The 26,329-nt window shown below is 63.5% G+C and carries 25 protein-coding genes and 1 tRNA gene; 15 read left to right on the top strand and 11 right to left on the bottom strand.

Annotation, left to right across the window (positions count from 1 at the left end; translation table 11 throughout):
• Positions 1-110: 110 nt before the first annotated feature.
• The gene (locus tag Q8Q53_RS16160; RefSeq protein WP_305702820.1) at positions 111-1,241 is read right to left on the bottom strand and encodes an acyl-CoA dehydrogenase family protein; all 1,131 of its coding nucleotides are present in this window, start codon (positions 1,239-1,241) and stop codon (positions 111-113) included.
• A gap of 100 nt (positions 1,242-1,341) precedes the next feature.
• Complete coding sequence (locus Q8Q53_RS16155; protein WP_305702819.1) at positions 1,342-2,535, bottom strand: acyl-CoA dehydrogenase family protein; 1,194 nt, start codon at positions 2,533-2,535, stop codon at positions 1,342-1,344.
• A gap of 344 nt (positions 2,536-2,879) precedes the next feature.
• On the opposite strand from Q8Q53_RS16155, the gene Q8Q53_RS16150 reads away from it, so the two are divergent.
• The 7 genes from Q8Q53_RS16150 (at position 2,880) to Q8Q53_RS16120 (ending at position 8,995) form a co-directional block, all read left to right on the top strand.
• On the top strand, positions 2,880-3,416 hold the full coding sequence (locus tag Q8Q53_RS16150; RefSeq protein ID WP_305702818.1) for a DUF3617 domain-containing protein: 537 nt from the start codon (positions 2,880-2,882) through the stop codon (positions 3,414-3,416).
• 8 nt (positions 3,417-3,424) lie between these two features.
• Positions 3,425-4,222 carry a dimethylarginine dimethylaminohydrolase family protein gene (locus tag Q8Q53_RS16145; protein ID WP_305702817.1) on the top strand — a complete coding sequence of 266 codons (798 nt, stop codon included), beginning with the start codon at positions 3,425-3,427 and terminating at the stop codon, positions 4,220-4,222.
• An 87-nt stretch (positions 4,223-4,309) separates the two neighbouring features.
• Positions 4,310-5,737, top strand: a complete 1,428-nt coding sequence (locus tag Q8Q53_RS16140) for a circularly permuted type 2 ATP-grasp protein (protein ID WP_305702816.1) — start codon at positions 4,310-4,312, stop codon at positions 5,735-5,737.
• 5 nt (positions 5,738-5,742) lie between these two features.
• Positions 5,743-6,690, top strand: coding sequence for an alpha-E domain-containing protein (locus tag Q8Q53_RS16135; protein ID WP_305702815.1), 948 nt, complete (start codon positions 5,743-5,745; stop codon positions 6,688-6,690).
• A complete protein-coding gene (locus tag Q8Q53_RS16130; protein ID WP_305702814.1) occupies positions 6,690-7,505 on the top strand; it encodes a transglutaminase family protein in 816 nt (271 codons plus the stop codon). The genes Q8Q53_RS16135 and Q8Q53_RS16130 overlap by 1 nt, the downstream gene beginning before the upstream one ends.
• Before the next feature lie 24 nt (positions 7,506-7,529).
• The gene (locus Q8Q53_RS16125) at positions 7,530-8,282 is read left to right on the top strand and encodes a proteasome-type protease (RefSeq protein WP_305702813.1); all 753 of its coding nucleotides are present in this window, start codon (positions 7,530-7,532) and stop codon (positions 8,280-8,282) included.
• 83 nt (positions 8,283-8,365) lie between these two features.
• The gene (locus tag Q8Q53_RS16120) at positions 8,366-8,995 is read left to right on the top strand and encodes a LuxR C-terminal-related transcriptional regulator (protein WP_305702812.1); all 630 of its coding nucleotides are present in this window, start codon (positions 8,366-8,368) and stop codon (positions 8,993-8,995) included.
• A gap of 223 nt (positions 8,996-9,218) precedes the next feature.
• Here Q8Q53_RS16120 and Q8Q53_RS16115 read toward each other — a convergent pair whose 3' ends face one another.
• Positions 9,219-9,857 (bottom strand): extensin family protein, encoded by a 639-nt coding sequence (locus Q8Q53_RS16115; RefSeq protein ID WP_305702811.1) that lies wholly within the window; start codon positions 9,855-9,857, stop codon positions 9,219-9,221.
• A 234-nt stretch (positions 9,858-10,091) separates the two neighbouring features.
• Between Q8Q53_RS16115 and Q8Q53_RS16110 the strand changes: the two genes are divergently transcribed.
• The 7 genes from Q8Q53_RS16110 to Q8Q53_RS16080 all read left to right on the top strand — a co-directional run bounded on the left by Q8Q53_RS16110 (position 10,092) and on the right by Q8Q53_RS16080 (position 18,832).
• Positions 10,092-11,219: a phosphoserine transaminase gene (locus Q8Q53_RS16110; RefSeq protein ID WP_305702810.1), complete on the top strand. Its 1,128-nt coding sequence runs from the start codon at positions 10,092-10,094 to the stop codon at positions 11,217-11,219.
• 109 nt (positions 11,220-11,328) lie between these two features.
• A complete protein-coding gene (gene serA / locus Q8Q53_RS16105; RefSeq protein ID WP_305702809.1) occupies positions 11,329-12,912 on the top strand; it encodes a phosphoglycerate dehydrogenase in 1,584 nt (527 codons plus the stop codon).
• Between the two features lie 174 nt (positions 12,913-13,086).
• Positions 13,087-14,226, top strand: a complete 1,140-nt coding sequence (locus Q8Q53_RS16100; RefSeq protein ID WP_305702808.1) for an ATP phosphoribosyltransferase regulatory subunit — start codon at positions 13,087-13,089, stop codon at positions 14,224-14,226.
• A gap of 119 nt (positions 14,227-14,345) precedes the next feature.
• Positions 14,346-15,635, top strand: coding sequence for an adenylosuccinate synthase (locus Q8Q53_RS16095; RefSeq protein ID WP_305702807.1), 1,290 nt, complete (start codon positions 14,346-14,348; stop codon positions 15,633-15,635).
• Between the two features lie 76 nt (positions 15,636-15,711).
• On the top strand, positions 15,712-16,692 hold the full coding sequence (locus tag Q8Q53_RS16090; protein WP_305702806.1) for a MarR family transcriptional regulator: 981 nt from the start codon (positions 15,712-15,714) through the stop codon (positions 16,690-16,692).
• Between the two features lie 115 nt (positions 16,693-16,807).
• A complete protein-coding gene (locus Q8Q53_RS16085; RefSeq protein WP_305702805.1) occupies positions 16,808-18,706 on the top strand; it encodes a hypothetical protein in 1,899 nt (632 codons plus the stop codon).
• 50 nt (positions 18,707-18,756) lie between these two features.
• Positions 18,757-18,832: transfer RNA gene (locus Q8Q53_RS16080), tRNA-Val, on the top strand.
• Positions 18,833-18,991: 159 nt separating this feature from the next.
• Here Q8Q53_RS16080 and Q8Q53_RS16075 read toward each other — a convergent pair.
• The 8 genes from Q8Q53_RS16075 to Q8Q53_RS16040 all read right to left on the bottom strand — a co-directional run bounded on the left by Q8Q53_RS16075 (position 18,992) and on the right by Q8Q53_RS16040 (position 25,323).
• Positions 18,992-19,486: a hypothetical protein gene (locus Q8Q53_RS16075; RefSeq protein ID WP_305702804.1), complete on the bottom strand. Its 495-nt coding sequence runs from the start codon at positions 19,484-19,486 to the stop codon at positions 18,992-18,994.
• Positions 19,487-19,522: 36 nt separating this feature from the next.
• Positions 19,523-20,707, bottom strand: a complete 1,185-nt coding sequence (locus Q8Q53_RS16070; RefSeq protein WP_305702803.1) for a phage major capsid protein — start codon at positions 20,705-20,707, stop codon at positions 19,523-19,525.
• Between the two features lie 25 nt (positions 20,708-20,732).
• Positions 20,733-20,930 carry a hypothetical protein gene (locus tag Q8Q53_RS16065; RefSeq protein WP_305702802.1) on the bottom strand — a complete coding sequence of 66 codons (198 nt, stop codon included), beginning with the start codon at positions 20,928-20,930 and terminating at the stop codon, positions 20,733-20,735.
• Positions 20,931-20,995: 65 nt separating this feature from the next.
• Entirely contained in the window at positions 20,996-21,406 is a 411-nt protein-coding gene (locus Q8Q53_RS16060) for a hypothetical protein (protein ID WP_305702801.1), read from the bottom strand.
• Between the two features lie 196 nt (positions 21,407-21,602).
• The gene (locus Q8Q53_RS16055; RefSeq protein ID WP_305702800.1) at positions 21,603-21,866 is read right to left on the bottom strand and encodes a hypothetical protein; all 264 of its coding nucleotides are present in this window, start codon (positions 21,864-21,866) and stop codon (positions 21,603-21,605) included.
• 205 nt (positions 21,867-22,071) lie between these two features.
• Positions 22,072-22,497, bottom strand: a complete 426-nt coding sequence (locus Q8Q53_RS16050; RefSeq protein ID WP_305702799.1) for a regulatory protein GemA — start codon at positions 22,495-22,497, stop codon at positions 22,072-22,074.
• An 8-nt stretch (positions 22,498-22,505) separates the two neighbouring features.
• Positions 22,506-23,360 (bottom strand): ATP-binding protein, encoded by an 855-nt coding sequence (locus tag Q8Q53_RS16045; protein ID WP_305702798.1) that lies wholly within the window; start codon positions 23,358-23,360, stop codon positions 22,506-22,508.
• A complete protein-coding gene (locus Q8Q53_RS16040; RefSeq protein ID WP_305702797.1) occupies positions 23,347-25,323 on the bottom strand; it encodes a hypothetical protein in 1,977 nt (658 codons plus the stop codon). Before Q8Q53_RS16040 ends, Q8Q53_RS16045 begins: the two co-directional genes overlap by 14 nt.
• 197 nt (positions 25,324-25,520) lie before the next feature.
• Here Q8Q53_RS16040 and Q8Q53_RS16035 point away from each other — a divergent pair, with 197 nt between their 5' ends.
• Positions 25,521-26,096: a helix-turn-helix domain-containing protein gene (locus tag Q8Q53_RS16035; protein WP_305702796.1), complete on the top strand. Its 576-nt coding sequence runs from the start codon at positions 25,521-25,523 to the stop codon at positions 26,094-26,096.
• Positions 26,097-26,329 lie beyond the last annotated feature (233 nt).

Below are 26,329 nucleotides of genomic sequence, written 5' to 3'. Positions count from 1 at the left end.
GAGCGCAGTCGAGACACGTTGGCGCGGTGCGGGCGTGTCTCGACTGCGCTCGACACGAACGGAGGGGGAGGGGTGGCCCCCTCTCAGTGGCGAGAGGGGGCGATATTTGCTTACGCGGGCAGCGTCAGCGCCTCATAGCGTTCGAGGTGATAGTCGGCGGTGCCGAACTGGCTCTCGATCATGGTGGCGCGCTTGAAGTAGTGGCCGATGGACAGTTCCATGGTGATGCCGATCCCGCCGTGGGTCTGCACCGCGCTTTGCCCGGCGATCTTGAGCCCGCGCGAGACCTTGGCCTTGACCAGGCTGACCGCGGCCTTGCGTTCGGCGGCGGGGATATCGAGCCGCAGGGTGCCCATCAGCGTCATCGAGGCGATCTGCTCCGCCTCGATCAGCATGTCGGCCATGCGGTGCTGGAGCGACTGGAACTTGCCAATGGGCTGGCCGAACTGCTTGCGCTGCTTGGTGTAGTCCACCGTGCCTTCGAGCAGCTTGCGGGCAATGCCGGACCCTTCGGCGCAAACCGCCACGGTGGCTTCATCGACGATCCGCTCGATCAGGTCGATCCCGCCGGGCAGCAGCGCATCGCCGGGGATGGCGCAGTTTTCGAAGTAGACTTCCGAGGCGCGGAAGCCATCGACGGTGGCGTAATCGCGGCGGGAAATGCCGGGACTGTTGGCGTCGATCAGGAACAGCTCCACGCCCTCACGCTCCCGCCGGCTGCCGCCGGTGCGGGCAGTGACGAGCAGGTGCGTGGACCACGGCGCGGCATAGACGCTGGCCTTGTGGCCGTTGAGGATATAGCCCGCGCCGTCGGCCTTGGCGGCGGTGGCAATGTCGGCCAGGTTATAGCGGCCCTGCGGTTCGGCATAGGCAAAGGCGATGGTGGTATCGCCCGCGATGATCCCGGGGATCACCGCATCGGCCACCGCGCCGCCGACCGCCTTGAGCGCGCCGCCGCCGATCACGACCGTCTGGAGCCAGGGTTCGATCGCGATGACCTTGCCCAGTTCCTCCATCATGATCATGTTCTCGATCGCGCCGCCGCCCATGCCGCCGTGTTCTTCGGCAAAGGAGGCGCTGGTCAGGCCCAGTTCGCTCGACAGCGCGCGCCAGATGCCGGGATCGCGCCCATCGGGGCTGGCCAGCATCTTCTTGCGGGTTTCGAAGTCATACGTATCAGCCAGAAAGCGCGCGAGCGTATCGCGCAGCATGTCCTGGGTTTCGGTGTAGCTCAGATCCATTGAAAGTCCCTCTCGTTCCGCGCGTCACGGCGCGCGTTCACCCGGTATGTTGTGCGGCAGCGCCCGCCGCCCGTGGTTGCCGGGCAGCGGGCAGGCCGGGTCAGAGCCCCAGCACCATCTTGGCGATGATGTTGCGCTGGATCTCGTTCGAACCGCCATAGATCGTGGTCTTGCGGGTGTTGAAGTACATCGGCGCGGCGCGGTTGGCCCAGGCGGGGCCGATGCCGTGTTCGTTGTCACCCTCGCCGAAGCTGCGGAAATAGGGGGCGCCATAATGGCCCGCCATTTCCAGCGTCAGTTCGGTCAGCCGCTGCTGGATTTCCGAACCCTTGATCTTCAGGACCGAGCTTTCCGCACCCGGACCCTTGCCCGCCGCTTCACCGGCCAGCGTGCGCAGCTCGGTATATTCCAGCGCGGTCAGGTCCATTTCCAGTTCGGCCACCTTGCGGCGGAAGAACGGGTTGGCGAGCAGGGCCTTCTCACCGTCCAGCTCGTTAGCGGCGATTTCGCGGATGCGTTCGATCCCGCGCTTCGACGCTGCCACACCGGCGATGCCGACGCGTTCGTGGGCGAGCAGGAACTTGGCGCAAGTCCAGCCCTTGTCTTCCTCGTACACGCGGTTTTCGACCGGCACGCGGACGTCTTCGAGGAACACTTCGTTGACTTCGTGTTCGCCGCCCAGCGTGATGATCGGGCGCACTTCGATGCCGGGGGTCTTCATGTCCACCAGCAGGAACGAGATGCCTTCCTGCATCTTGGCTTCGGGATTGGTGCGGACGAGGAAGAAGCCCCAGTCGGCGTGCTGCGCCATCGTGGTCCAGGTCTTCTGGCCGTTGACGACATAGTGATCGCCGTCGCGGACCGCACGGGTGCGCAAGCTGGCAAGGTCGGAGCCGGCGCCGGGTTCGGAATAGCCCTGACACCACCAGTCCTCGCCCGACAGGATGCGGGGCAGGAACTTGGCCTTCTGCTCAGGCGTGCCGAAGGTGTAGATCACCGGACCGACCATGGTCAGGCCGAACGGCATCAGCCGGATGCAGTCTGCACGGGCGGTTTCCTCGGACCAGATGTAGCGCTGGGTCACGGTCCAGCCGGTGCCGCCGTATTCCACCGGCCAGGCCGGGGCGACCCAGCCCTTGGCAAAGAGCACCTTGTGCCAGGACAGGAAATCTTCCTTCGAAAGCTCGTCCCCTTCGTCCTGCTTGCCGCGCAGTTCGGCGGGGTAATTCTCGGCGATGAAGGCGCGCACTTCGTCGCGGAAGGCGATTTCCTCCGGGCTGAATTCAAGGTCCACGGTGTCTCTCCGGTTTTGGTGTTGGCCAGTTTTACTGTTGCCACCCAAAGTGGCGCGGAATTGCCGGTTTCGCAAGGCGTCCGTTGCCATCCCGGCGGCATTCCTGCCAACAGAACGGGGCGCAATCAGCCCGGTCTTTCTGCCGTCCTGTGCTGTGATGTGATGTTGCCGCTACGGCATGCTGCACCTTGCCCGGCGCAGCATGGTCCGGCGCGGCAGCGGGGATATCGGTGCGATTTATTTCACGCAGCACCGCGCGGACGAATCAGTTGGGGCAGCCACCATTGGCAGAGCCCGGCGTGGCTGATAGCGTCGCGCCGGTAACAGGATGGAGGGTCTTGATCATGCGCCATACTTTCGTGATCGCTTTGGCGGCATCTGTGCTGCTGGCGGCCTGCCAGCAGTCCAAGGATGAAGCGCAGGCACCTGCGGATGTGAAGGCTGAAATAGCCGCCGCGGAACTCGCCCAGCCACAGCCCGGGCAATACCGCATGACCACCCGGATCACCGAACTGACGATCCCCGGAATGCCGCCTGAAATGGCCGCGCAGGCCAAGGGGATGTTCAGCGCCACCGGGCAGACCGTGGAATATTGCCTCACCCCCGAAGACGCTGCCAAGGGGTTCGAGGAGATGACCCGCCGCAGCGCCGAGGGGAACTGCACGTATCAACGCTTCAGCGCCAAGGATGGCAAGCTGGATGCGGCGATGACCTGCAAGACCGGGCAGGGCGCGGAGACGAAATCCGAAGTGTCGGGCACGTTCACGCCGACTGGAACAGAGCTGACGATGAAATCATCGGCCACTTCACCCGATATGCCGGGCGGCGCGATGCAAATGGCGGGCTCGATCCTGACCGAGCGGATTGGCGACTGCAAGTAAGGGCACTGATGTCCCGGATATTCGATTTCACCGACGCGATCGTGCGTCGCCCCGGTTCCAGCGTCGTGAAAGGCCTGCGTGCCGGCGGCGGGGACGATCCCACGCTGGCCGGCGTGCTGGCCGAACACGCGGGCTATGTCGCGGCGCTGCGCAGCGCCGGGCTGACGGTTCAGGAACTGGATCCGCTGGAGGACTTTCCCGACGCGATTTTCGTGGAGGATCCGGCGCTGGTGTTCACCGAAGGCGCGATCTTGCTGCGCCCCGGTGCGCCCAGCCGCGAGGGCGAGGGCCAGTTCCTGCGGGCGGTGCTGCACAGCCGGTTTGAGCGCGTGCTGGAACAAACCGATGGCTATGCCGATGGCGGCGATGTGCTGGTGATGCCGGACGCATTGTCCAGTGGCCGGGCGTTCATCGGCCTCTCGGCGCGGACCGACCGGACCGGGGCCGAGGCGCTGGGGCGGCTGCTGGAAGAGCTGGGCTACCGCGCCGTGGTTGCTGAAACCCCGCCGGAAGTGCTGCACCTGAAAACTGCCAGTTCGCTGGTGGATGAGGAAACCGTGCTCGCCACCGCACCGCTTGCCGCCAGTGGGATATTTGCCGGTTACCGAGTGCTGGAAGTGCCAACCGGCGAGGAGGGCGGGGCCAATGTCTTGCGCGTTCGCGATTGCCTGCTGGTCGGGGCCAGCTACCCGCGTCTGGCCGATCTGTTGGACGGATACGGGGCCGAAGTTGTGGTGCTGCCGAATGCCGAGATCGCGAAGATCGACGCCGGTTTTACCTGCATGTCGCTGCGCTGGCGGGCCTGATCTGCGCTCTTTTCGCAAGTGCAGCATTATTGCGCTTGACTCTGCCCCGTCACACGGCAGTCATAGCGGCAGAAGGGGACGCCGCTGATGAGTCACTCGCCCTCGTCTTTTGACGAGATGATCGCCGCTGATAGCTCCATTCGTGAGGCCTATTCTGGCTACCGCGACTGGTATGACGGACAGGATCAGGCGGCGCTGCGGCGCAAGGGCAAGGAAGCCGAAGGGTTCTTTCGCAAGACCGGTATCACTTTCAACGTTTACGGCGACAACGCGGGCGAGGAACGGCTGATCCCGTTCGACATGATCCCCCGGATCATTACCGCGCGCGAATGGCGGAAATTGACCAAGGGGATCGAGCAGCGCGTGCGGGCGCTCAACGCGTTCCTGCATGACATCTACCACCGCCAGGAAATCGTCCGCGCGGGCCGGTTTCCGCAGCGGCTGATCGCAGAGAACGCTGCGTTCCTGCCCGAAATGGTGGGGATGGTGCCGCCGGGCGGGGTCTATACCCACATCGTCGGGATCGATCTGGTCCGCACCGGGCCGGATGACTTCATGGTGCTGGAAGACAACGCGCGGACCCCGTCGGGCGTCTCCTATATGCTGGAGAACCGTGAAACGATGATGGCGATGTTCCCGGAACTGTTCAGCAAAGTGCCGGTCCGCCCGGTTCAGGACTATCCGCGCCGCCTGGCGAAAAGCCTGGCGGCCTGCGCGCCGGCTTGCGCGGGGGAGAACCCGGTGGTGGCGGTGCTGACGCCGGGGATCTACAATTCCGCCTACTTTGAACACTCGTTCCTGGCCGACCAGATGGGGGCCGAGCTGGTGGAGGGCAGTGACCTGCGGGTGATCGACGGGCGGGTCGCGATGCGCACCACCTGCGGCTATACCCCGATCGACGTGATCTATCGCCGGGTCGATGACGAATACCTTGATCCGCTGACGTTCAATCCGGATTCGGCGCTGGGCGTGCCGGGGATCATGGATGTCTACCGCGCCGGGCGGATCACCATCGCCAACGCGCCGGGCACCGGGATTGCCGATGACAAGGCGATCTACAGCTTCATGCCCGAAATCGTCGAGTTCTATACCGGCGAAAAGCCGCTGCTGGCGAACGTGCCGACCTGGCGCTGCAGCGAGGCGGACAGTCTGGCCTATGTGCTCGACAACCTGGCCGAACTGGTGGTCAAGGAAGTGCATGGATCGGGCGGCTATGGCATGCTGATCGGGCCGACCTCCTCCCGAAAGGAGGTCGCCGACTTTGCGGTGAAGCTGCGGGCCAAGCCGGAAAACTATATTGCCCAGCCGACGCTGGCGCTGTCGACCGTGCCGATCTTTACCAAGGCAGGGCTGGCCCCGCGCCATGTCGATTTGCGGCCGTTCGTGCTGGTCAGCCCGCAGGGGATCGACATTACACCCGGCGGGCTGACGCGCGTGGCGCTGAAAAAGGGCTCGCTGGTGGTGAACTCGTCGCAGGGCGGCGGGACCAAGGACTCTTGGGTGCTGGAGGACTGACGGCCATGCTCGGACGCACTGCCAACGGCACATTCTGGATGGCCCGCTATCTTGAGCGGGCGGAGAACACCTCGCGCCTGCTGGAGGCGGGGTTCCGCATGGCGCTGACCCGCGATGCGATCGCGAGCCATGAGGAATGGCGCTCGGTCATCCTGACGGTCGGCGCCACCGCGACCTATGAAGCCGCCCACGGCGAGGATTACAACGGTGACAAGGTGTGGAACTTTCTGCTGCGCGACAAGGGCAACCCCGGCAGCGTGCTGGCGATGATCGAGGCGGCGCGCACCAATGCCCGCTCGGTCCGCACCGCCTTGACGCGCGAAGTGTGGGAAGCGATCAACGAAAGCTGGATGGCGCTGAAAGAGGTGCTGGCGCGCCCCGTGCGCGAGGCGGCGCTGGGCGAAGTGCTGGGCGCGGTGCGGCGGCAGATGACGCTCGTGCGCGGTGCGATGGACGGCACGATGCTGCGCAACGAAATCCACAACTTCACCCGGATCGGCACCTTCATCGAACGCGCGGACAACACCGCGCGGATCCTGGACGTGAAGTATTACGTGCTGCTGCCGTCGGTCGCATGGGTCGGGTCCAGTCTGGACAATGTCCAGTGGGAATCCGTGCTGCGCGCGGTCGCGGGGGAACGGTCCTATCGCTGGCTGAACGCGGGCAAGATGGACCCGCGCGGGATCGCCAGCTTCCTGATCCTCGATCAGCGCTTCCCGCGCAGTCTGGCGTTCTGCGTCGACAAGCTGCGGTCCAACCTGTTCGGGCTGGCCCATGAATACGGGTTCGAGACATCGGCGCACGAACTGATGCGCGCGCTGGGCACGACCTTTCAGCACAGCAACATCGAGACGATCCTGGAGGGCGGGCTGCACGAATTCATCACCGATTTCATCGCCAGCAATCAGCAGGTAGCGCAAGCCATCGAGCAGGATTACAGGTTCTACGCCTGATGCGCCTGAAAGTTGCCCACACCACTCGCTATGAATTCTCGCAGCCCGTTTCGCACGGGCTTCAGCGGCTGCGGCTGACTCCCAAATCGACCCAGGGCCAGCAGGTGCTGGAATGGGCGATGCGCTATGACGGGGCGGTCGAGGAAGTCAGTTACGAAGACCACAACCACAACCGCGTCACGCTGGTATCGGTGGTGCCCGGCGTGCGCGAAGTGGTGGTGCACTGCGAGGGGCTGGTCGTCACGGCCGACAATCACGGGTTGATCGGCCATCATGCCGGACACATGCCGCTGTGGAGCTTTCTGGACCAGTCGCCGCTGACCCGGCCGGGACCGAAAGTGCGCGCGATCCTGAACCAGCTCGATGCGCCAAAAGCGGACAAGCTGGCCAGTCTGCACCAGCTCTCGACTCTGGTGCTGGCCAACGTTGCCTACACCACCGGCGAAACCGAAGTGCATACTTCGGGCGAGGAAGCGGCGGTTCTGGGGATGGGGGTGTGCCAGGACCACGCGCACATCTTCATCGGCGCGGCCCGCACGCTGGGCGTTCCGGCGCGCTATGTCAGCGGGTATCTGATGATGGATGACCGGATCGATCAGGAAGCCAGCCACGCCTGGGCCGAAGCCCACGTCGACGGGCTGGGCTGGGTGGGGTTTGACGTGTCCAACGGGATCAGCCCGGACGAACGCTATGTCCGCGTGGCGACCGGACGCGATTACCGCGAAGCTGCCCCTGTGACCGGACTGTCATGGGGACCGGGGGAATCCCGGCTGGCGGTGCAGCTTGCAGTTGAACAACAGCACGTTGACCAGTAGGCGCAGGGCAAAGGGGGACCGCGCGTGACGTATTGTGTTGGCATGATGCTGGATCGCGGGCTGGTGATGATGAGCGACACCCGCACCAATTCGGGCGTCGACAACATTTCCACGTTCCGCAAGATGCACCACTGGTCGGTGCCGGGCGAACGGATCATCACGATCATGACGGCGGGCAATCTGGCTACCACGCAAGCCGTGATCAGCCAGCTGGAAGAACGCAACAAGGCCCCCGAAGACCGCCACAACACGCTGCTCGAAGCGCCGACGATGTTCCAGGTGGCCCACATCGTGGGCAAGCAGCTGCGCGATACGATTGCCCGGATCGACCAACACAACGGCCAGGAAGGATCCGCCACTTTCACCGCGACGATCATCCTCGCCGGGCAGATCAGGGGGATGGAACCGCGGCTGTTCCTGATCTACCCCGAAGGCAACTTCATCGAGGCCAGTTTCGATTCGCCGTTCTTCCAGATCGGTGAAACCAAGTATGGTCGCCCGATCCTGCTGCGGGGCTATGACCCGGGGATGAGCTTTGAGGACGCGGTCAAGCTGATGATGGTCAGCTTTGATTCCACGATCAAGGCGAACCTGTCGGTCGGGATGCCGCTCGATCTGCTGGTGGTCGAACGTGACCGGTTCGAACCGGCGCACAGCCGCCGCATCGCGGCCGACAACGCCTATTTCCGCGCCATTTCGGCCGGGTGGAGCGAGGCGTTGAAACTCGCGTTTGAATCCCTACCTGATTACAGCTTCTTCCATCCGAAGAGCGATTGAGCAGCGCCCCCAGGATCGCGGCGTTGCTTCCATACGGTATTTAGGGCATGGCTGACGGCATGGCGGCAGATACAAGCGCAACAATGGGCGACGAGGTTCAGATCGGTGACGCCGATACGCCGCTGCCCGCGCTGATCCGGCAAAGCCCGATGGCCATGTGTCTGACCAACCCGCGCTTGCCAGATAACCCGGTGATTGCCTGCAATCAGGCCTTCACGGACCTCACTGGCTATGCCGAAGCGGATATTGTCGGCCTGAACTGCCGGTTCCTGTCGCGCGAACCGATCCGGCCCGAAGTGCGTGAACAGATCGAAACCTCGCGGCGGGAAAAGCGCGGGGTGCTGTTCGAAGCGGTCAACTACCGCAAGGACGGCGCGCCGTTCCGCAACGTCGTGATGGTCGCCCCGATGTTCGATGAAGCGGGCGAGGTGGCCTATTACCTTGGCTCGCAGGTCGAAATCCCGCTTGATCGGGACGACGGCGGCTTTTCCAGCGAACGCCGGACGGCGGCGCTGGCCAAAGTTGATGGACTGACCCCGCGTCAGCGCGAAATCCTGGTGCTGATGGCGCAGGGCCGCCTGAACAAGCAGATCGCGCATGAACTCTCGCTCAGCGAAAAGACGGTCAAGATGCACCGTGCGCTGCTGCTGCAGCGGCTTGAAGTGGCGACGTCTGCCGATGCCGTGCGGCTGGCGGTTGAGGCCGGACTTTAACCCATACCGGCTTAGGTCCGGGTTGGTTCAGCGAACTTTATAGATCATCCCGATGCTTGTCCGAATTCACTCGCGGACAGGTCCAGGCCAGCCTGCATAGCCCCTCCCCTCCAGCGAACAGGCCGGGCGGACCACCCTTCTACCCAAGCCCGGTTGGCGGCGGCTCTTCAGATGCCGTCAACCGGGTGTACTTTGCGGCGGCTGGGCGGAGCTGTCCGGCGGATCAGCGGCAGAATGCGGTCCCTGACAATTCCAGATGCAGATGATCGCGGTGCGCGGCGTTGTAGGCCGGACCCAGCACCGTGCCGAAGCGCTTGCAGGCGCTGGCGTGAACTGCGGTCAGGAACCTGCGTTCCGCCGGCGATCCGGCCTGCCAGTTCCCGGTAATGCTGATTCGCCGGCCATCGGCCAGCACGAAGGCAGAAATGTCGATTGCGTTGGCGGTCGCGTGCGCGCTGCGCCGCTCGGTTCCGGCGACGTTGCGGCAGTTGAAGCTGCCCATCGTTTCGATCTTCACCAGTGCGCTACCCAGAATCTGCTGGGCCGCGCGGTCCACGCCGAAGCGCGCCCAGGCGGCGAAGGTTTCCGCCAGCGGGCACGTGACCGGCCCGAGGTTGGAGAGCGCCAGCTGCGCTTCGTCGCTGCGCAGGCTGGCCAGCTTGACCGTGCCGAGCGTGGAGCAGCCCGCGCCGTAATACTGATCGGGCAGGGGGGTAAAGCTGGCGCGCGTGGCGCTGAGGTTGCTCAGGCAGGCGCGGGCTTCGGGGCGGGGAGTGAACTGCGTGGTGGATTGCGACACCGCCTTGCGGGCCGGAGCGGACGCCTGCGGAATCGCGCCGCAAGCGCTCAGCAGGGCCGCCATGGGCAGGATCAGGGCCAGTTTCCGCACCCTGCGGATATACCACGCGGATGGTTAAACGCGGCTGGCGAGACATGGTTAACGCGCCGCTAAGGGGTTGGCCGGATCGCCCACCGCCAACGTATGCGCCGCAGGATCTGGCCAGCATTCGCTTGACTTCGGCGCAGCGGGGCCTAGGTGCGGCTCCGGGCCACGCGGTCCCAACGCCGCGCGTGCTCTCTGTAAGGAGAGACTACAATGACTGCATCTGTTCCAGCTCGCAAACCTGCGCGCCCCTTCTTCTCGTCCGGTCCCTGCGCCAAGCCGCCCGGATTCGCCCCCGAAAAACTCAGCATCGAATGCCTCGGCCGCTCGCACCGTGCCAAGATCGGCAAGTCGCGCCTGCAATATTGCATCGACCTGATGCGCGAAGTGCTGGGCCTGCCCGATTCGCACCGCATCGGCATAGTGCCGGGATCGGACACGGGCGCTTTCGAAATGGCGATGTGGACGATGCTGGGCGCCCGTGGCGTGACCGCGCTGGCCTGGGAAAGCTTTGGCGAAGGCTGGGTCACCGACGCGGTCAAGCAGCTGAAGCTGGAACCCAAGGTCCACCGCGCCGATTACGGCCAGCTGCCGGACCTGTCGAAAGTCGATTTTGCCGATGACGTGCTGTTCACCTGGAACGGCACCACCAGCGGCGTGCGCGTGCCCGACGGCGAATGGATCCCGGAAAACCGCGAAGGCCTGACCTTTGCCGACGCGACCAGCGCCGTGTTCGCCTATGAAATTCCGTGGGACAAGATCGATGTCGCCACGTTCAGCTGGCAGAAGGTGCTGGGCGGCGAAGGCGGCCACGGCGTCCTGATCCTTGGCCCCCGCGCGGTCGAGCGGCTGGAAAGCTATACCCCCACCTGGCCGCTGCCCAAGGTGTTCCGCCTGGTCAGCAAGGGCAAGCTGACCGAGGGCGTGTTCAAGGGTGAAACCATCAACACCCCGTCGATGCTGGCGGTTGAGGACGCGATCTTCGCGCTCGAATGGGCGAAATCGGTCGGCGGGCTGGAAGGCCTCAAGGATCGCTGCACCGCCAATGCGGATGCGCTGAACAAGATCGTCGCCGACCGCGACTGGCTGAGCCATCTGGCGGCGGACAAGGGCATCCGCTCGAAAACGTCGGTCTGTCTTTCGGTCGAAGGCGCGGATGCGGACTTCATCAAGAAGATGACCGGCCTCCTCGAAAAGGAAGACGCCGCCTATGACATCGCGGGTTATCGCGATGCCCCGGCGGGCCTGCGGATCTGGTGCGGCGCTACGGTTGAAACCGCCGACATCGAAGACCTCGGGCCGTGGCTCGACTGGGCTTATGCCCGGACCAAGGCCGCCTGAACTCCCCATTGTTGCGTCACCCCGGCCTTGAGCCGGGGTCCAGCTTCGCTTTCCTCCCGCCCTGAAAGCGGGATCCCGGGTCAAGTCCGGGATGACGAAGGATCAGAATATGACCAAGCCGCGCGTACTCATTTCCGACAAGATGGACCCCAACGCCGAAGCGATCTTCCGTGATCGCGGCTGCGATGTGGACGTCATCACCGGTGAAACCCCCGAACAGCTGATCGCCCGGATCGGCGATTATGATGGTCTGGCCATTCGCAGCTCGACCAAGGTGACCAAGGAAATCCTGGCTGCGGCCAAGAACCTGAAAGTCATCGGCCGGGCCGGGATCGGCGTGGACAACGTCGATATTCCGGCCGCATCGGCGCAGGGCGTGGTGGTGATGAACACCCCGTTCGGCAACTCGATCACCACCGCCGAACACGCCATCGCGCTGATTTTCGCGCTGGCCCGCCAGATTCCGGAAGCCAACGCGCAGACCCAGGCGGGGCTGTGGCCCAAGAACGGGTTCATGGGCGTGGAAGTGACCGGCAAGACGCTGGGCCTGATCGGGGCCGGCAACATCGGCTCGATCGTCGCGAGCCGCGCGCTCGGCCTCAAGATGAAGGTCGTGGCGTTCGATCCGTTCCTGACCCCCGAACGCGCGGTCGAAATGGGCGTGGAAAAGGTCGATCTGGATACCCTGCTGGCGCGCGCCGATTTCATCACGCTGCACACCCCGCTGACCGACCAGACCCGCAATATCCTGAGCCGCGAAAACCTGGCCAAGACCAAGAAGGGCGTGCGGATCGTCAACTGCGCGCGCGGCGGACTGATCGACGAAGCCGCGCTGAAGGATGCGCTCGACAGCGGGCAGGTTGCCGCTGCCGCGCTCGACGTGTTCGAAACCGAACCGGCCAAGGCATCGCCGCTGTTCGGCACGCCGAACTTCATCTGCACCCCGCACCTGGGCGCATCGACCACCGAAGCGCAGGTCAACGTGGCGCTGCAGGTGGCCGAACAGATGGCCGATTACCTCGTCACCGGCGGCGTCACCAACGCGCTCAACGTGCCGTCGCTTTCGGCTGAGGAAGCGCCGAAGCTGAAGCCTTACATGGCGCTGGCGGAGCAGCTGGGCGGTCTGATGGGCCAGCTCACCACCGGTTCGATCCCGCGCATCTCGATCCACGCCGAAGGCGCGGCGGCTGATCTCAATATCAAGCCGATCGTCGCGGCCGTGCTGGCCGGGTTCCTGCGCGTCCAGTCGGACACGGTGAACATGGTCAACGCGCCGTTCCTGGCCAAGGAACGCGGCATGGAAGTGCGCGAAGTGAAGACCGAAAAGGCCGGGGACTATCACACCCTGATCCGCGTTTCGGTGAAGACCGACGCGGGCGAACGTTCGGTTGCGGGCACGCTGTTCAGCAACGCCGAACCGCGTCTGGTCGAACTGTTCGGCATCAAGGTAGAGGCCGAACTGGCCGGGCACATGCTGTACATCGTCAACGAAGACGCACCGGGCTTCATCGGCCGGATCGGCACGCTGCTGGGTGAAAACGGCATCAATATCGGCACCTTCAACCTCGGCCGCCGCAACGCAGGCGGGGAAGCGGTGCTGCTGCTGTCGGTCGACAGCCCGGTTCCGGCTGAGGTTCTGGCCACGGCCCGCGCCGTGCCGGGCGTCAAGCGGGTGATGGCGCTGCGCTTCTGAAAACACGCGCCCGCGCGCAAGCGCGGGCGCTCCCCAATCCCCCTCCCGCTTGCGGGAGGGGGCGGGGGAGGGCATGTTGTCCTTCCCCGCATGCCAACGGTAACAGGCCCTCCCCCACCCCCTCGTGCTTGCAGAAGGGGTGGTCAGGGAAAGCCGCTTTCAGGGCTTGAGTTTATGGATACCGATCGCGATCTGCTGCCCGAAGGGCTTGAGGACCGGCTCCCGGCCAGCGCGGCTGCTGCCGCGCGCGTGACGCGCGCGATCATGGATGTGCTGGACGGCCACGGGTATGACCGCGTCCAGCCGCCGACGATCGAGTTCGAAAAGTCGATGGCCAGCCGCATGGCCGGGGTGCAGCCGCGCCGGATGTTCCGGTTCGTCGATCCGGCGAGCCTGCGGATGATGGCGCTGCGCAGCGACATGACCGTGCAGGTTGGCCGCATTGCCGCGACCGGCCTTGGCGGCGCGGCGCGGCCGCTGCGGCTGTGCTATGCGGGGCAGGTCATCACGATCAAGGGCGACGGGCTGGACCCGACGCGTGAACGCCTGCAACTGGGTGCGGAACTGATCGGCAGCGATGCGGTGGCTGCAGCCGGTGAAGTGCTGGCCGTGGCGCTCGAAGCCTTGCGCGCCGCCGGGGCCACCGGCCTGTCAGTCGATTTCACGCTGCCCGATCTGGTCGATACGCTCGCCGGAGTAGATGGCCTTGGGGCGCTGCCGCTCGATCCGGACAAGATCGAGGCGGTGCGCCGCGAACTCGATGCCAAGGATGCGGGCGGGCTCGTTGCGGCTGGCGGCGAGGCCTATTTGCCGTTGCTCACCGCGATCGGCCCGTTTGACAGTGCGATTGAACGCCTGGCCGCGATCGATGCAGGCGGCGCGCTCGCCTCGCGGATCGCGGCGCTGCGCGAAATCGCGGGCCGGGTCGGCGATCTGGCCCGCCTGACGCTGGACCCCAGCGAACGCCACGGGTTTGAATATCAAAGCTGGTTCGGCTTCACGATCTATGCCGCGGATGTATCCGGCGCGCTGGGCCGGGGCGGCAGCTATACCATCCTGGGCGCGGATGCAGGCGCGCAGGAACCGGCCATCGGGTTTTCGCTTTACCCTGACGAACTGATCGACGCGCTGGCTGCGACCGATGTCCCGCGTGACACGCTGTTCCTGCCACTGGGCCACGATGCCGCTGCCGCCGCCCGTTTGCGCGCGGTTGGCTGGCGCACGGTCGCCGCGATCTGCGCGGATTGCGACGCCGCCGCGCTGGGCTGCACCCACCGGCTGGACGGCGGCGAGGCCATTAAAATCACCCCCTGAGGGGGATTGGTGCGTTCTGCGGAGACTATCTCCGGTTTGTCGCGCGGTGCGCCTTGCCCTTGTGGTCAGCATATCCTACGGCCCGCGCGGATTTTGTGTCGGATAAGGATCTTTCCGCCGTGGCCAATGTTACCGTAATCGGCGCCCAGTGGGGCGATGAAGGCAAGGGCAAGATTGTCGACTGGCTGGCCAGTCGCGCCGATGCCGTGGTGCGTTTTCAGGGCGGCCACAACGCCGGTCATACGCTGGTGGTGGGCGAACAGGTCTACAAGCTGAGCCTTCTGCCCTCGGGGATCGTCACCGGCACGCTCTCGATCATCGGCAACGGCGTGGTGCTCGATCCCTGGGCGCTGAAGGCCGAGATCGAGAAGCTGGAAGGGCAGGGCGTTGTCATCAACACCGACAACTTCGCGATTGCTGACAATTGTCCGCTGATCCTGCCGCTGCACCGCGATCTGGACGGGCTGCGTGAAGCCGCCGCCGGTTCGGGCAAGATCGGCACCACCGGGCGCGGGATCGGCCCGGCCTATGAAGACAAGGTTGGTCGCCGCGCGATCCGGGTCTGCGACCTCGATCACCTCGATGCACTGGACAGCCAGCTGGACCGGCTCTGCGCGCACCACGATGCGCTGCGCGCCGGGTTCGGCCAGCCGCCGGTGGACCGCGCCGCACTGCTCGCCGAACTGGCCGAAATCGCGCCGTTCGTGCTGCAATATGCTCAGCCGGTGTGGAAGCGGCTGAACACCGTGCGCAAGGCGGGCGCGCGGATCCTGTTCGAAGGCGCGCAGGGCGTGCTGCTCGATGTCGATCACGGCACCTATCCCTTCGTGACCAGTTCCAACACGGTCAGCGGCACCGCTGCCAGCGGTTCGGGGCTTGGCCCCAGCGCCACCGGCTTCGTGCTGGGGATCGTCAAGGCCTATACCACCCGCGTCGGGTCTGGTCCGTTCCCGACCGAACTGGAAGACGCCACCGGCCAGCGGCTGGGTGAGCGCGGCCATGAATTCGGCACCGTCACCGGGCGCAAGCGCCGCTGCGGCTGGTTCGATGCCGTGCTGGTGCGTCAGTCCTGCGCAATTTCCGGCGTCACCGGGATCGCGCTGACCAAGCTCGACGTGCTCGACGGGTTCGAAACGGTCAAGATCTGCACCGGTTACCGGCTGCGCGGCAAGGTGCTCGATTACTTCCCGGCCCACGCCGCCGACCAGGCCGATGTGGAGCCGATCTACGAGGAAATGGAAGGCTGGATCGGCACCACCGCCGGTGCGCGCTCGTGGGCCGATCTGCCCGCGCAGGCGATCAAGTATATCCAGCGCGTGCAGGAACTGATCGAAACGCCGGTCGCGCTGGTTTCCACCAGCCCGGAACGCGAAGACACGATCCTGGTGCGCGATCCCTTCGTGGATTGAGCGCGGCTGCGCTGTATTCTTGACATAAACCCTGTTTGTTCTACTCCTGTTCGGATCGAGCAGGAGTCGGAACGTTATGTCTCAGCCCAATTTTGCGTATTCCGCACCGGACGCACCCGAATCGGAGGGACTGCCGCTGGCCTTGTCGGTGTTTGCCGACCGGGCGCACGTGCGCGCGGAAATGCGCGGCGATGCCGAACTGGCGGGCTTTCGTGTTGCAGCAGCGGGGGACGTCGCCAGCCTGCTGGACGATTCGATCCGCCCGCTGGGCGAAGTCGTGCTGGTGGACTGTCCGGAAGTGGACGGCGCGCGGCTGGCGGCGCTGGCGCGGCTGGATATGCGGGTGGCGCATTCCGGCGCGCAACTGGTGGTATCGACCAGCCTTGATGCGCTGGATGACGTGTTCGGCTGTCTGGACCAGTCGGCCCCGCAAATCCTGATCGCGCCCAGCCGCGCAGACCGGGTGATCGCGCTGGGCCGCGTGCTGGCCCGCGCGCCGGGGGTCCGGCTGCGCGAACTGGCCGAGGAAGACCGGCTGACCTTGCTGCGCCTGAGCGAACAGGTGGCGCAGCTGGCGCAGCGGCTGGGCGGGCTGGATGGGTCTGCCCCTGCTGATGGCGGCGCGTTCAGCTTCGAAAGCCCGCGCCCGGCCTTTGCCGCCCGGCTGGCCGATGGCGGGGACCGGCTGATCAGCCCGGCGCGCGCCGCGCTGCCCGATGCACAACTGGTGCGCCAGATCATCCGCCAGCGTCAGGCCCGCGCCCGGTTCTTCGACGGGGAATTGTTCGCCGATCCGGCGTGGGACATGCTGTTGGATCTGACTGCGGCACGGGCCGAACACATCCGCGTGTCGGTCACCAGCCTGTGCATCGCCAGCGGCGTTCCGCCAACCACGGCGCTGCGCTGGATCGGGCAGATGACCGATGCCGGACTGTTCCAGCGGATGGAGGACCGGTCGGACCGTCGCCGCGCGTTCATCACCCTGTCCGATACTGCCGCCGATGCGATGGCGCGCTATTTTGCCCAGGTGGGCGCCGCCGCGCCGCAACTGGTGTAACGGGCGGGGCGCCGGGATAAGGGCATACCCTTATTGCAGGGCAACGGTTAGTTCTGATTAACCACGTTATATCAATGCCATGCGGCGCTTGCTTGGCATTTTTTGGGGATTTGCGGTGGCAGCGCTGGTGCTGACCGCGCTGATCACCCGTGCCGATGCCGCGCTGCGCGACACGCCGGGTTGGTGGGATCCGGACGGGGTCGGCGCGGGATCGGACTGGCATTACCGCGTGGCAGTGACCTTGCCCGCCGGTTCCAGCGTCAACAGCACCGCCAAAGTCGATATCGATTTCGCCGCCTTGATGACCCAACTGGGCATTTCTGGCACATTCGATACCAGCCCGGTGCGCGTTGTGCGCCCGTCTGGCACCCTTGCCGCGACCCAGGAATACAACGACAGCATCTATGCCGGTGCCACCGATACCAGCGCGACGCGCGGCGAAGTGCGCTGGCTGGTCGAGGACGGCGGCACGCAAACGTATTTTGTCTATTTCGACATTACCCAGAACGGCAGCAAAGCCGCCAGCACCTTGCCCCGGATCAACGGCAATTTTGAACACAGCGCCGCCGGAACGCAACTGCCCACGGGCTGGACCAGCGCCACCCGCAGCAATCCGGCCTATGACGCACAAGTGCGCCCGGCCGAAACCGTCAGCGTCACCTCCGATGGCGCCCCACTGCACAATCCCCGCAACACCAATGGCAACCCGCGCACCGGCGCCTATTCATACCTGCTGGGCGCGCGGACCGACAACGAGCCCGCGTTGGGGGGCTCTCAGATTGATACCACTGTGCTGACCCGCGAAATCGCGGTTCCCGCGACCGATCCGGGCAACCTGACCGTCAACTGGCGGGCCGAAGGGTGGGATTCGGAAGGCTACGATAGCCTGACGATCAGCGTGGTGACCAGCGGCGGGGCCGTTACGGAAATCGTCGGCAACAGCCTTGCGTCCTATTCCGCCTATCCCAACTCTCCGGCCATCGGCGGCGGCGCTGCCGACGCCTTGTCCGCCGGGTTTGGCCACTACAACGGGTTCGACATGAACACGATCGGCACACACACCGCGGGCATGACCGTGGCGTACAACGCCGAGGTCTGGTGGACCCGCCGCTATTCGCTCGCCGCATTTGCAGGCCAGACCGTGACCTTGCGGATCTCCGCCAACAACACGGAATTGTACCGCACATGGTTCCACATCGACGACGTCGAATGGTCCGTGGTCAGTGGCACGCTGGGCAATCCGCAGGCGTTCGGCGCGGTGGCAACCAGTCCGCTGGGCAACCTTGCGCCGGACCAGTCGGTGCGCGTGCTGGCCACGGTCGATGCGCGGCCGACGGGGGCGGGTGATGCGGTGCTGGCGGATCTCTATTACCCGGCTGGCTCGCCCTATCTGACCGGCGTCGTGCTCCATGACGATGGCGCGCACGGCGATGGTGCGGCGAATGACGCGGTGTGGGGCAGTTCCCAGCAGACGATCCCGCTGAGCACGCCCAGCGGCACCGGCTGGCTGGTGCGGGTCTATGCCCGCGATGCCAGCACCAGCACGTTCGGCGCGGCCAGCAACGGGCTGATGCACCGCAACGGATTGGCCGCGCCCCTGACGATGGCCAACTGGTGGAACATCGATGAGCGCAACTTTGCCGTGCAGGGGGCTGCGATCGAGGTGGCCAAGACCATGGCGCTGGTCAGCGACGGCGTGAATATGGCCGAGCACAAGGCGATACCCGAAGCGCGCGTGCGATACTGCATCACGATCACCAACAGCGGCCCGGCGAGCGCCGGAACCGTGCTGGCGACCGATCCGCTGCCAGCCGCACTCACATATGCTGCCGGATCGCTCCGCAGCGGCGCGACATGCGCGAGCGCGGCGACGCTCGAGGATGACGATGCCGTTGGCGCCGATGACGACGATCCGACCGGTGCGAGCCTTGCGGACGCGATCATCACGATCAGCCGCCCCACGCTGAATGCGTCGAGCAGCTTTGCCGTGACCTATGAAGCGACCGTGAATTAGGCCGATTGACGCCCCGCCCAAACCGGGTAATAGCGCGGCTTCCCCGAAGGGGGCGCTTAGCTCAGTTGGTAGAGCATCTCGTTTACACCGAGAGGGTCGGCGGTTCGAGCCCGTCAGCGCCCACCACTTGCCGATCGGCAGCGGTAGATAGAGACATAGAGATTGGCACTGCGCCAAAAACCGGGATTAAACGAGCCTATTCGGGATTTGCCGGGATAGGCTTTAGGCGCAGTGGTTCTGAGAGGGCGCTCACTGGCATCTAAGCGCCCGCTTAGAAGGTGAAGATCAGCCTTTATCCTTGCCGTAGATTGCCGTGTGCCGCCTCTCCAGAGCTTTCCTGACCCGATCAGTCAAACCGGGATATTGAGCGTCACCGGCTGGCCGAAGAAACGGATGCGGCTTGATTACGATTCGGTGTGGCTTTGTGCGGGGAAGGCCCTCGGATAGGGCACTGCGGTTGGACATGAAAACCGCCTTGCCGCTTTCATCGATGTAATAGGCCGTACCGCCTGGGTGGTTGATTGTTGCGCCCAATTCTATGGCCAAGGCATATTCAATATCCAGCGACCCCCACTTGCCCTGATAGCCGCCTTCTACCCTGGTCGCGCTCTGGGCGACATCAAGGCTACCCTCCAGAAACGTGGAACGGTTCTTGAATGGATGATTGTTCGTGGCGTGCTCAACGCAGGCTGACATCGTTTGATTGATGCCAACCTGCTGAGCCTCGTCCATCGCTTTCAGCAACGCCTCGCCGTTCCACTTTAGAGATTTTCCAGCCATCAGCTTTATCCCTTCCGGTTGCGAGGCCCGCTGCGGTTATGCCTTGATGCCGTTCAGAACGACAAAGCTGGCCGGACGGCGAACCATGAAATCGACGCGGGTCCAGCCCACGAATTCAACCTGGAGATTGCTCGCGTAAGTCTGGAGCCGAAGGGCTTCGATCGTGGCTTCCATGCGGACGCCAAGAACGAGGTCGCTGAAATCGCCCATGAAGGCCAAGCTCTCGTCGTTGCCAGCGCCAAGGGTGTTCGGGATGCTCGTCGTGGGGCGGAATGCGGTGTCTTCAAGCGATTGAGGCCGTCGCATCGGTTGGCCAGTGCTATCGACGAGGCCTTCGAGGGTTCCCCAGGTGCGAGGTGACATAATCACATTTTTCTGTGCGACCTCGAGCGGGACGTTGGCTTCAAGGAGATTCTGCGTACCGGCCACGAACTTTCCGTAACCTGAAGGGATGCCAACGGCATTGATCGCCTGCACACCGGTCGTATTCAGGATGCCGGTCGGCTGGCTGGCGAGACCGGTCCCCAGCATACCAACCAAGTCGATTTCGCGCGCGAGAGCCTTGCCCATAACGTTCATGAGCTGGGAACCGAAGTCTGGCGAGTCCTGGGCAAGCTCTGCCGTCGCCTGGACGCGGACACCAAGCGTGCGCGCCATCAGCTGCCGCAGTTCGAAAGTGGGGTCACCTGCAGTCAATGCGGCGCCTTCCGATCGCCAGCCGACAGACGGGTCTGAAACGACGCGGGAACTGGTGACGGTCTGGCTGTTCATCGTCGCAGTCGTCATGCCTGCGGCTTCGAGCACCATGAATGAGCGGAGATTGTCGATCCATTCGCCCTGGAACCCGGCAGGGATAAGCACGCCGGAAACAGTGCCTGAAAGGCTTTTGTTCTGATCGCTGGCGAACTGGAGCGCCGCTTTATCCTCGCAGCGGTCGCCCAACAGCGTAGCGGCGAGCCAACGGTCGAGGGGAACGTCCGGCCTTTCCTTTTGCGAGGAAATGTCGGCCATTTTCGCTCCGGCTGCCAGCTCATATACTTCGCCGTGTGCGCCGTGGTGTACTTTGATACCTGAGCGGGGGCTCCCCCCTTTCCGGTCATTCAACGCACCGGGGAAGGGGAACCTGCGCACAGGCGCGTTTTTCTCGCCGCCGCCGATGGTCTTGTCCAGCGCGTCGCGAAGATTGGTCAGGGCGCTTACGTCCTCATGATTCAGGTGCATGGCTTTTTCCTTCAGTCTGAGTTGTTCAGTGCCGCACAGCGGCTAATTCTTCGGCAGCTGCCTGGACACCGCGGCGTGCAATTGCGGTCATGGCTTTGACGGTTGCGGCATGGCCAAAGCTCCGCGCATGAACTTCCGCGAAATATGCGATAGCTAGGCGCAAGATCAGCGCGGCATCAGCAGAGGGGTGCTCGGCGGCAATTTGCTCAAGCGCACCGGCCATCCAGCCCCCAACAACTTGCCGCAAATCTGGCTCATGATCAGACGGGAGGAAGAGCGATTGGCAGGTCACGGAATCAGCCCCTCCGCGCGGAGGCGTGCCTTAATTCTTCGGACTGCGCGCTCGGTAGTTTCCATGCACGCCGCGATTTCGACGCCGGAAAGCCTGCCGTAATTGTCCAGGACGAATTGTCTCCGGAGCACACACTTTGCGGATGGAATTTCGAAACGTCCGCCGTTGGGAAAAATCGCCTTCACGATCGCCAGTGCACTGTTTCGGCCTACCGCCTGGACAAGCCAATGGCCAGTATAGGTATCCGGAAAGGACTGGAGTCTCTCCGGCACCGGAAATTCTTTTGAAGTGCCGCCAAAGTTTTCGGCGATCGTGACAGCGACCGAACGCCCCGCGACTTCCTCAATTTCGGCAAGCAAGCCGGGGAGCCGTAGAAGTTCGTGAGGTGTGGTCGCGTCGCTCTGCACAAAGGCCTCCAGGTGGGAGTGGAGGCGGCAGCTGCAATCAGGCCACCCCCACTCCGGGGCCGAGTGAAGCGCGGGTGGGGGCACGCCTCGAACTCAACCGAGGCGGAACATTTACCGGGGGGGCGGTGCGCGCTCGCACCGGGCCATGTTCCGGGGCAGGAGCAGGGGTATGTATTCCCGCGCTGCAAGCCCGCCCTTAGGGGCGGTCATCGCCCATTGACCTGCGCAGTTCACGGGCTGCAAGATCCATCAACGCGCAAAGGCCCTCGCCGTCCAACTCCAGTTCATTGTTATAGCCCGCCACCAAATTGCAGAGCGCTGTGAGTGCATTATGGGCGCGATTGGCATGGATATAGGCTACCATCGTCATCGGAATCTTGCTTGCTGAGCTGGTGGCATAGAGCGGCAGTTTAACCTGATCATTGCGCGCTTGGCCGGGCTTGGCAAACTGTACAGACATGAGATCATCCTTTGCCGCTATGGTCTGCTTGCTCTCACCATGGCAAGAAACAGGCCGAGATTTCGATTTAGGGGGGTCTAAGAAGGCGGCCGGTCCGTTTTCAGGTATGCCGGGGCCGTGGGCTTGTCGCGCGCGCCAGCGGCGCTCCTAGCGCTAATGGCTGATCCTTGCCTCGTCGTGGCGGGGCGCTGCGTTGATGTTGCGGTCACGCGCGCGCACCTTTTTCCCGTAGGCGGCGCTTCCAGAGTTGAAGCGAGCCAATGATTTTCTGTGCCTTTGCGCCAGTGACGAAGCGCAAGGCGGAAATTCCATGGTGGCGCTCGATCCAAGCCTCCAGCTGGCGGATCGAGGTTCCATCTGTGACTTCAACCCAGAGCGCGACAATCATGTCGATTTGAGCCTGTGAGGCCGTGCCACGTTGCGGCTTGTCCGTAACCTGAGTCCGTCGCGCGTCACTGACAAAGCCGAGCGACCTGAAATAGGCCATAAGGCGGTCAAAACCCGCATCTGTGAGCTGTGCTGCCGAACAGACGTCGGCATAGTCGGCCAGGGCCTTGCGATATTCTTCATCAGACATTTGCAGCTTGGCTTTCGCGATGTGGACAAGGGCAATGCGCTTGCGGGCGTCCATGGCTGCGCCTACCCGATTGCCAACGCATCGCGGGCGATGCTCTGGGTAACCGGCCCTTCGCCGGCGAGCAGGTTTAGACGGACAAGAAGGCGCTCCAACTGACGGAGATCGCGGCGGACGCGCGGCTGTGTGTAGTAATCCGCAATGAGCGAAATCGCGCCCGGATCATCGACGCCGCGCGACCGCACAAAGGTAACAATGTCCTCTGCTGTCAGGTCATCATAGTCGAACGATTCGATGAAAAGGGCGCGACTGCGGACAGCGCCAGAAATCACGCTATCGCCGCGACCATCTTCCCTTAGCGAAAAATCGTCATTGCCGACGAAGACAAGGCCAACTGGAAAAGGCGTAACGGTGCGGTCCGCGTCGTTCCAATAGCGGAGCATTTCGATTGCTTCGCGCGATAGGTATTGTGCCTCGTCAAAGATAATCGTGTGCCGCGCGAACTCGTATTCATCCGGCTCCGACAATTGCGCGAGCTGGTCGCAAACCATCTTGCGCATGGTCCAATAGGCATTGCTCAGTGAGGGGCGGAGAATACGTGAATCATCGTGTTCGCGGAGTGCTTCGACTACGAGTTGCATCGCGCCGATTGCAGTGACGCCCTTTTTGGTTGAGCCAGGTTCCACCTTCACTACGGTTACGACGCATTCATTTTCCTGCGCAAATGCGGTGATACTCGTCGTCTTGCCGATGCCCCAAGGCCCTTTGAAAACGGCGATCCCGCGTTGCTCGTGAACCATCTCCAGCCTTAGCTTGAGCGCTTTGGATAGCGTCGTCTCGATGATTTGCTGTTGCCGGGGCGCGGGTGCTTCGCGATCGGCGGTGGCGATCGGGACGACGCGGGGATTATTTGCGGCCAAGTGCTCTCTCCAGCAGTTCGTTTTCGCGCTCACGCGCCGCCCTGCGCCGTTCGGCGGGGGTTGGCAGAGTGGCGACTTCCTTCACCGCGCGCTTGGCGGCAGCCATTTCTTGCGCCGCCTGCGAGGCCAAAACATCCATGATCGGGGCAGGCGCGGCGCGGGTTGGCAGGATCGTCACTTGCGCGCGATGCGCGGCGTCAATGTCGATTGGCGGCGCAGCTTTGCGCCTGGCCTGCGTGGACTTGTCATTGCGCCTTTGCATTCGCGCCGTTTCAACCGCGCCTTCGATTTCGCCGGGCAGATAGGGCATGTCGGAGATGAGCGAGGCCCAGCCGAAATCCGGGATGTTGGCCAGCGGATTGGCACCGCGTCGCCATGGCACGGCAATCGTGACAGTCTGGCCATTGGGCAGTTCCGGGTGGCGGAAAAGCTGGCCCATGATGCTTACCGCGCCCCGGTCTACGCGCCGGGTCTCGCGCCTGGAGAATGCTGCGTCCAGGGCGTCAGCATCGGCAATGACTGGTCGCCAGCCTGCGGCAACATGCTCTGCAAAGCATCCCTGCGGGCTTTTCCCCTTGAACACGCCGCTGCCGATCGGCTCGTGTTCGAATACTTCAATCCGTTCGTCTGCCTCGCGCGCGAAATCTTCGAAACTGCCGCTATAGGGCTTTGGCGGCATCCCAACCGTCTGGGTTTTCTTGTTCATGCGGTTGCCGCCTGCCCAGCCGCCCATTTGCGAGAACACAAAGCGGTCCAGCGTCGCGAACTTGCTTTCGATCGGCTTGGCTGCGCCGTTGTAGGGCTTCGCGTTGATGATGGTTCGCGCGCCTGGAGCGTTGAGCATCGCCAGCGCATCCCGCACCATGTCCATGATGTAGAATTCGGTGCCGTTGTCTCGGTAGACCTGTTGCGGGAAGCCCCATTCCGGATGCGTCACCATGCGGATAAAGGCTTCTGCGACATGCTCTTGGCGGACGCCCTCGCCGGGAGGAAGCGGCACGAAATGGCGGAAGAGCCGGTGTGTGCCGGTATCCATGAAGCCAATCATTTTCGGCCATGTCGTTGAGCCGTCGGGGCGCATCACAATGCAGTCGAGCGGCTTAACGTCCATGACGATTTGCTCCATCGGCGCGAACTTCGAATTGTCGCGCCGAATGCGAGGCTTCATGTCGTCATAACGTTTGCGGTCGTTCGCCTGGATATCGACAATCCGGTAATCCTGAGCTGCGACGATCCGGCGTTGCGAAAGCGCCAGCGCCGTAGCAGGCAGCTCGATCCCGCGCGATTGCAGGTCCAGGCGGAACATGGTCAACACGACACGCCGAACCTGTTTCCAGCCCGCACGTTGTGCGGGCGATGTCCAGCCACGGCGAATGAGCTGGTCCACAACCTCGCCAAGTTCGGGCAGATCGGTGGCGGGATAGCCCGCTTCGAGATAGGCCCGGTCAAAGGGGCGGGAGACCCAAACGCGGCGCTGTCCTGCATCAGCGGGCAACTTGCGGGCAAGCGCATTCACATCGCCGCCCGATGCCTCAAGATCGGCAATCCATCGGTAAATCGTTCGCGCCGGAATGTTCCATTTCTTGGCTGCTCGCAGCACTTCGGCCTTGCGCTCTACAGAGCGCGGCTCGCACTCAATTGCCTCTTGGATAACCCGATACCGCTTCTCAATCCGCGCGCCCTGGTTCGGTGCGATCGGCGTCTCGCGGCCGATGCAAGTGGGGGCGGGCGGCGACGAATAGAGGTCAAGATATGCCGCCTGAAGCGGCTCTGAGAGGCTGCTGAGAGCTACCTCATAGCGGGTGCCGGAGCGACCGCCGCGACCACCGGCAACTTGCCGCACAGAGAGGAAACAGCCTCTCCATGCTCGCCTGCGCGATGCCATTTTGGCTGCGGCATGTGCGGCTTGCCTAGTGATACCTGCGAGTTCGGCGAACTCCGCGACGGTGAGCCATGTTGGCATCGGCTTATGCCGCCTCGCCTTGACTTGCGCTAAGCAGGCGGGACCGCAAAGCTAGGGCCTTGGTCCCGGAGGTCTTGCCAGAAAGGGCCTTGTGGGCGTAGCCGGGATCAATGCTATTGTTGATGCACCATGCCCTAAGGGTAGTGCCGCGAAGGACGAACCCCGCCCGGATTTGTTGAAGGATGCTTACTTGAGCCATGTCGTCACTTGTCAATGGTTGTGATATTTTGAGTAACTCAGAAAATCACAACCCGCAAGCCCTCTCAGGATGGGCCGGGGATGTTGCGTCGCTCGTTCGCGAAATGAAGCGGCGTGCGGGCGTCAAAACCGACCAGGAACTGGCGGAATTCCTAAGTATTTCGCAGAGCGCAGTGGCAAACTGGAAGCAAAGAGGCGGAGTGCCCGAGGCTGCGATATTGAAGTTTGAAGAGGCAGTATCGAACAGGCAGAAAACACCGACACTGCGAGTGATCTATGCCAGAGCCGTGGCAATGCGAGTGCCCGCAATTTGGGCGGAGCGAGTTCAAAGGAAGGGGAAGGGAGGTTCGGAATTTATTCCGTATTTCACCGTTTCCACCTCGCTAAATGTTATTACAAATCGAGTGGCCAAGGAAATCGCAGAGATTGAGCGCGCGACAGGATTGCCTACGGCTGATGTTGCGATGCAACTTTTGAGTGATGACGATTACTTGTGGGGCATAGTGGGGTGGCTAAACGAGGTGTCTATGGCGGAGCTGTTGCTAGCAGAAGCGAAGCTGTCTCGGGGCGTTTGACCAATCACTTTACCAATCGAGCCTTAGAAGCTAGCGGATTGGCAGAATTTCGCCATTTTAGATTGGTAAAGCTAGTTTCATAGAGATTGGCACTAGGCGGCGTGGACAAATTCAGCGCAGGTTTTCTACGCTCACCAGCTTAATGTCGCCGTCGAAGGGCTCGACGTATGTGCAGATGTTGTCCGAGAACTCGTCCATCAGATTGAGCCCTTCGGGGTCATAGTCGTTCTCGG

The organism is Novosphingobium sp., from assembly GCF_030699305.1.
GTDB lineage: Bacteria > Pseudomonadota > Alphaproteobacteria > Sphingomonadales > Sphingomonadaceae > Novosphingobium.
Note: the sequence above shows the minus strand (reverse complement) of the source record. Positions and strands in the feature narration are given on the sequence as shown.